Source organism: Candidatus Magnetominusculus dajiuhuensis, assembly GCF_046044395.1.
Lineage (GTDB): Bacteria > Nitrospirota > Thermodesulfovibrionia > Thermodesulfovibrionales > Magnetobacteriaceae > Magnetominusculus > Magnetominusculus dajiuhuensis.
This window is the reverse complement of sequence record NZ_JBJUSG010000166.1, coordinates 1-6,562: the sequence shown is the minus strand read 5'-3', so window position 1 is coordinate 6,562 and position 6,562 is coordinate 1. Positions and strand designations below refer to the sequence as shown.

Annotated in this window: 7 protein-coding genes; 3 read left to right on the top strand and 4 right to left on the bottom strand. The window is 47.0% G+C overall.

Annotation, left to right across the window (positions count from 1 at the left end; genetic code table 11):
- Nucleotides 1–108 precede the first annotated feature (108 nt).
- Entirely contained in the window at nt 109–303 is a 195-nt protein-coding gene (locus AB7D94_RS15870; protein ID WP_420266981.1) for a hypothetical protein, read from the top strand.
- A gap of 12 nt (nt 304–315) precedes the next feature.
- On the opposite strand, the gene tilS is transcribed toward AB7D94_RS15870, so the two are convergent.
- From tilS to AB7D94_RS15850, 4 genes are read right to left on the bottom strand one after another with little or no spacing between them, the layout of a single operon-like run.
- The gene (gene tilS / locus AB7D94_RS15865; RefSeq protein ID WP_420266980.1) at nt 316–1,677 is read right to left on the bottom strand and encodes a tRNA lysidine(34) synthetase TilS; all 1,362 of its coding nucleotides are present in this window, start codon (nt 1,675–1,677) and stop codon (nt 316–318) included.
- Between the two features lie 27 nt (nt 1,678–1,704).
- Nucleotides 1,705–2,043: an STAS domain-containing protein gene (locus AB7D94_RS15860; protein ID WP_420266979.1), complete on the bottom strand. Its 339-nt coding sequence runs from the start codon at nt 2,041–2,043 to the stop codon at nt 1,705–1,707.
- Nucleotides 2,040–4,013, bottom strand: a complete 1,974-nt coding sequence (locus AB7D94_RS15855; protein WP_420266978.1) for a SpoIIE family protein phosphatase — start codon at nt 4,011–4,013, stop codon at nt 2,040–2,042. The genes AB7D94_RS15860 and AB7D94_RS15855 overlap by 4 nt, the downstream gene beginning before the upstream one ends.
- Nucleotides 4,000–4,971, bottom strand: coding sequence for an ABC transporter substrate-binding protein (locus AB7D94_RS15850; RefSeq protein ID WP_420266975.1), 972 nt, complete (start codon nt 4,969–4,971; stop codon nt 4,000–4,002). Before AB7D94_RS15850 ends, AB7D94_RS15855 begins: the two co-directional genes overlap by 14 nt.
- A gap of 222 nt (nt 4,972–5,193) precedes the next feature.
- Here AB7D94_RS15850 and AB7D94_RS15845 point away from each other — a divergent pair, with 222 nt between their 5' ends.
- Complete coding sequence (locus AB7D94_RS15845; protein ID WP_420266973.1) at nt 5,194–6,129, top strand: DHHA1 domain-containing protein; 936 nt, start codon at nt 5,194–5,196, stop codon at nt 6,127–6,129.
- Nucleotides 6,130–6,149: 20 nt separating this feature from the next.
- Nucleotides 6,150–6,488 carry a hypothetical protein gene (locus AB7D94_RS15840; RefSeq protein ID WP_420266972.1) on the top strand — a complete coding sequence of 113 codons (339 nt, stop codon included), beginning with the start codon at nt 6,150–6,152 and terminating at the stop codon, nt 6,486–6,488.
- Nucleotides 6,489–6,562 lie beyond the last annotated feature (74 nt).

The window sequence follows — 6,562 nt, the reverse complement described above, 5'->3', positions numbered from 1 at the left end:
TAGGGATGCCCTCGCAGGGAAATCAACGGGTGTAGTTATTTAGACGCTTACGGATATTACGGAAATGCTGGAAGATATGGTAGGTTAGAGCGGAGATTAATATCCTCAATGAACGCCAATGAAATATACGACATCCTGCATCAGGCAGACCGTGGGGTGCTTAGAAAGGTAATCAATGGAGGCGCGGCAATCTTGGACGCGCATGAGCGCCTTGTCTATGAGAAGATAGTCAAATGTGCTGAGGAGCTTGGCTGGACACATGAACGGCTAATGTGGGCAATACAGCGGGTTATGGAGCAATGACAACGCCGCAAATTACGTCTTCATTTGCAGCAGCTCAAGTTTGACGAATATCTTCGTCTCTGCCGTCGGTCTAAACCTCTCGTCGCCTCTCATGCCGGCTATCCAGACCAAATCACCGCCTGAATAGATAAGCGGCACACTGTCTCGCTCATCCTTTGACACCTTCTCGTCAACAAAGAAATCCTGCACCTTTTTTCTCTTGCCAAATCCCAGAGGATAAAAAAAGTCCCCGTTGCATCGCCCCCTCACGGTCAATGGGTTAATCAGGCGTTCACCGTCTACGATTGTGCTTCGCTTGTCTGGAGCGTCTTCTGCCGCGCCTGTCAGAGTTGCCCTTATCACAACCCTGGCCTCTTTGACGGCCAGCTCTCCGGGTGTGTTTAAGGCGTATGTATTAATTTGCGCGGGTTTATCCTCCTTCGTTATGGTCAAAATGGAATAGCCTTTGATGGTCCTTATCCCTTTTGGCAAACGAATTGAAGCGCCGGTGGCGGCGTTATTTACCAATCCAATAATGTCGTCAATATGCACCGCGCCTATGCCCTTGAGTGTATCAACCGAACTAAGGGCAGTTTTTAGAACCCTTCTGAGGACAGACTTTTCAATGGTCTGAAGCGGCGACAGGAATAGTTCAACCCGCTGGTCGGACTTGCGGCTTATCAGGGTCATGGTTTTTTTAATCGCAACCCTTTCCATGTAGCTATTTTCATCCCTTATGATGTCGGCGTTTCTTGATAACGTATCCACAATGTTTGGGTTATATGCCTTCAGGGCAGGCAGCAGCGTAAGGCGAACCTTGTTGCGCTTATATTTCTGTGTCAGATTCGACGAGTCTGTGACGAATGTAAGGCCATTTGAATCAAGGTATTTTTCTATATCCACCCTCGTTGTCTCAATCAGCGGCCTTATTATCTTTCCCCTGCAGGGGGGGATTCCTCCAAGGCCCGACAGGGCGCTTCCCCGTAAGAAATTCAACAGGACGGTCTCGGCCTGGTCGTCCTTGTTGTGGCCGAGGGCAATTCTGACTGCCCCACGCTCATATGCCATCTTCTCAAGGATTTCATACCGTAGTTCTCTTAACGTATCCTGTGTGTTTGCTATTATTTTGGGTGGGAGGGAAATCTGTTCATGGCAAAAGGACACCCCAATGCCCTTGCACAAACTCGCGCAGAATTCCACTTCGTGCGGTGTCTCAGCGGGCCTAAGCCCATGGTCTATGTAGACGGCGCAGAGGCTCAGGCTCAAATCAAGCCCCCTCAGGACGTGAAGCAACGTCACAGAGTCCGCCCCGCCCGAAAGCCCGACAATTACCGTGTCACCGTCGCACAGCATCGAGTATTTCCCGATAGTGTCTTTAATCCTATCTATAAACAATCTTATCCACAGGCCAAACAACCGGCTCTACGAAAGGCTCTGTATCGCTTCGGTCTCTGTTTCGCAGATAGTAAATACCTTTGTGAATCCGGCCAGTTTGAATATCTTCATCACATTGGTGGTCAACCCGCACAGACGCAAATCCCCGCCTTTGGCCTTTAAATCCTTCGCCGTCCCAAGAAGCACCCGCAGGCCGCCGCTGCTTATGTAGTCCGACCCCGATAAATCAATGACTATCTTATTCTTACCGCCAGCGATGGCATCCTGTATCTCTTTCTCAATTACCGGGGCGGCAACCGTATCTATGCGCCCGCTTATTATGGCTACCGCGATTTCACCGCTTTGCTGCCGTATTGATATATTCATGGTTTCTCCTTGTGGGTAGCGTTGTCTACGCCCTCATATTTTAATATCATTAACGTAATGTCGTCAAACTGCGGCTGTCCATTAGAGAATTGCTTTACCGCCTCGTTTATCAGCGTGATAAACTCCTTTATTGGCTTGTCGTGGTTTTCCACAATCAGGCGGTTTAGCCTTTCCTCGCCGAATTCCTCATCCTTTTCATTAATGCCCTCAGTCACGCCATCCGTGTACATGAGGATAAAGTCGCCGCTTTGCATTGTAATCGTTCCCTTGTCAAACATGATGTCTTCCTCCATAATCCCTACGACAACGCCGGCGCACTCTAAAGGTATAAGCTCCGCCGTGTCTTTTTTGTATAGCAGCGGCGGGTTATGTCCACCGTTGGCGAACTCTACCACGCCGGATTCGGTGTCTAAAATGCCGAAAAAGATTGTCACAAACATATTGACGTTGTTGTCTTTTGCCAGTTTTCCATTAACGTCGGAGAGTATTTTGTTGGGAGACAACCCAACTGAGGTCTGCGCCTTTAGCAACGTCTTGGTCATTGCCATAAACAGTGACGCTGGCACCCCCTTGCCGGATACATCCGCTATGAGAAAACACAGGTGCGTGTCATCAATAAAAAAGAAGTCATAAAAATCCCCTCCGACCTCTTTCGCGGGCATGATTGTGGCGAATAAGTCTAAATCAGCCCTGTCGGGAAACGGCGGAAATAGTTTAATCAAAAAACTCATTTGAATATCGTGGGCAATCTTTAGTTCGCTCACTATTTGTTCCTTTGCCCGCGTGGCCTCGGTCAATTCCCTGATATATTCCTTAAGGGCGCTTTTCATGTAGATAAACGAGTTTGTAAGGGCTCCGATTTCGTCTTTAGTTTCGGCATGAGGCAACTTGCAATCGTCGAGGTTGCCGTTAGCCATGTCTTTTGTGGCGGAGGCAAGTCTTCTCAGCGGGCGTGTTATCGAAGCGGAAATCGAGGCGATAAAAATGGTAAGAATCAACACCCCCAGCAACGCTATCAAGCTATCTTTTTCATGCAGTGTCACGATGTCGGCAAGCAGCTCTTCGTCCGGCACAACTAAACCAAGCGCCCAGCCCTCCGACTTCAGCGGCATATAAAACAACCACGCTTTCTGTGATTTTTTGGATTTGTTGACCGGGCCAAAGCTGTCGATTTGCTTAAACCCCGTCTCGCCTCTTATCATGGCCTTGCCTATTTCGCGCAGTTTCTTGTCTGCCCTTGTTTCGGCAATGCTGAATATGCTTTCGTTCATTATTAGTTCTTTATTAGGGTGCGTGACAATAGTGCCATTTTTTGAGATCAGAAAGGCGTATCCGGTTTTGAACATCTTTACGGAGGCAACCGTCTCGTGAAGCCAATTTAAATCCACATCGGTTGCCATGATGCCGATATAGTTCTCTCCAGTGGCATTGTCTCTAAACGGTACACTGTATGTTGACTCGATTATTTCGGCGTCGGGGTCAAAATATGGTTCACTCCACACGGGTTTTCCAAGCTCAATCGGGATTTGATACCAGTCCTGGTTAAAATAGTTGTCTTTTTCACTGCCGAAATTTATAAACTTCAAAGCGCCGTCTCTTCTGAAATAATAGGAGCCAAAATATTTCAGGTTTTTGTCAAGAGTATAAGGTTCATAGGCAACTGTCGCGCCGTATATCTCATGATTATTTTGCAGTACATGACGCAGTCTCGCCTTTACGTCATCCTTCGTTTCGTCAATGCTTTCCATGTAACTGACAGTGTTTTTATTGACGCGCTCAACGATATTCAGCACACCTTCTATCTTGTTGACGGCTATGGTTGCAATGTGCTTGGCGTTGTCTTCGGCGGTCCTTAAAATTATCTTTTTTGTCAGTTCGTAGTTATATTTAAAGATCAGGGCAAGTATCAATGTGCTGCCCGTAAGGAGCAAAAAGATGAGCTTAAAGGTTATGCCTCTATTTTTTAACACAGTTCTTATAAAACGAATTGAATTCTGGAATTGTTTCTATCAGGCCGTCCGCCTTAAGTTCAGCCGCCGTGCGTTCATAGTCTTCTTGCCGCAATATGCCGATATGGGCGGTATCATTGTCAGGGATTATCAAATCTCTCATCTTAGCGAGCATCCACCTCTGATGGGCAGTGTTGGACGGGACATGTGCCTTAAACATATATTTCATCACAATATCAATGGCCTCATCCGTGTGCGCGAAGGCATAGAGCCAACCCTCAATGGATGCCCGCGCAAAGGCGCAGCACAGCTCCGGGTCAGCCGCGAACTTCTCCTCAGATACATACAGGCCGTCCTCTGGGAAATTCACCCCGTGTTCGTAGAAAGAAAACGTCATAAGCTCATCAGAGTCAAGCCCGGAGTTTAACATCGTATGATATTCGTTATACAACATGGCTGAGGCAGCGTCAACCGCCCCGCGCATGAAGAGGTTTACTGTAGGGGACTGAGTTACTATTTTTACTGTAAGATTATATTTTTTAATAAAGGCAAGGCCCTGAATAGAGGAGTCCCCGCTCCAGATGCTCACCTTTTTGCCGTTTAGGTCCTGCGGGGTAGTGATGCCGCTCTTTTTTCTGGCGACCAGCATCTGCGAGGTACGCCTTATGATTTGGGCGATATTGACCAGTTTTTGTCCATGTGCCCGTGAATTAATAGCGGTTGAAAGCCATACAGAGGCAAAATCAGCAGTCCCATTATCAAGCAGCGAGGTTGGCGGATTCTCGGGGCCGCCGGTGATGATCTTTAAATCTATGCCATATTTTTTATATATCCCCTTATCGAATGCCACGTAATAGCCGGCAAACTGCGCCTGAGGAACCCACTGAGGGACAAAAGACGCCCCCTTCAGCCCACCCTCGCCCTCGCCCCAGACCGGCGGCGAGGCCATCAGTGCAACTATAAGCACAACTGCCAGCATAATGAACGCCCTTATCCTGGTTATAAAAGATTCACCTACCTCAAATAAACTCAGCAATACTCTATCGTAAAGGAAAGCCAGCCAATAAATCAATATTACCAAAGGGGCTGGTCGGGGAAAAGGGATTGGGGGAGGATGCCTGATGAGATATTTTTACATACATATTGACAAAAACTCATATCAAAGACAATAATTACTATAAATACTTGATGGAGGTTAAAAATGCCAGAAGGGGGAGACAAGTATAGACTGGTAACAAGAAGCGATTTCGATGGACTGGTTTGTGCGGTTTTGTTAAATGAAATTGACCTGATTGACGATATAAAATTCGTCCACCCAAAAGACATGCAAGACGGCAAGATAGAAATAACCGGCAGGGACATTACCACCAACCTGCCTTATGTGCATGGCGTTTACCTTGCTTTCGACCACCACTCAAGTGAGACAATCAGAGTTGGTAAGAAAGACAACCACATTATTCACCCCGAAGCTCCCTCCGCGGCCAGGGTCGTTTATGATTACTTTGGCGGGGACAGTAAATTTAAAGAAATATCGAAGGACATAATGGAGGCTGTGGACAAGGGTGATTCCGCCCAATTTACCACAGATGAAATACTTCATCCTAACGGATGGGTGCTCTTAAACTACCTGATGGATTCGCGTACAGGCCTTGGCAGATTCAGAGACTTCAGAATCTCCAATTATGCCCTCATGATGGAACTGATATCATACTGTAAAAGACACAAGATTGACGAAATCCTCGCCCTGCCTGACGTCAAAGAAAGAATAGACCTCTATTTTGGCTATGAGGAACGTTTTAAGGAACAGATAAAACGCTGCGCAACCGTACATGATAACCTCGTTGTTCTGAATCTGTTAAATGAGGAGATAATTTATCCCGGCAACAGGTTTATGATATATGCCCTCTATCCCCAATGTAATATCTCCATCCACACCTTATGGGGAGTAAACAAGCAAAACACAGTTTTTGCTGTCGGTAAGTCCATAGTCAACAGATCGTCCAAAACAAACATCGGAGAGTTGATGCTCAGGTATGGCGGCGGTGGACACGCTAACGCGGGCACCTGTCAGATAGAAAATGACAAGGCTCAGGACATATTGAAGGAACTTATAACCGAAATCAACAAAGACGGTTAATCTGTTTCTATGTCCATCATATGGAACTGAATATAGACAAATACTGTCTGAGATACGGACTGGACAATAGCTATCATGCACTGTGCCCAAACTGTGTTACTGATAACGTCATATCCCCCGGCGCAGAGGGACACAAGTGTGGCCACTGCGGAGCACTCCTCACTATAAGCCGGTACCCAATCTCCATAATTGCCATCAGAGGCCATCAGGTAACATCGGCAGTCATAAGAGACAGTGGCGGTCTGCGTGTCGTATGTGGCAGTTGCGGACTGATTATCTACGTCAGGTGCGAAGGAGAGGAGTTCATAAACTGTAACGACTGCGGGATACAGATAGACTATAGCAGTTATCCTGAGTGACAATCCCCAAACAACATAGAGAAAAGTAAGCGTCTAAATAACTACACCCGTTGATTTCCCTGCGAGGGCATCCC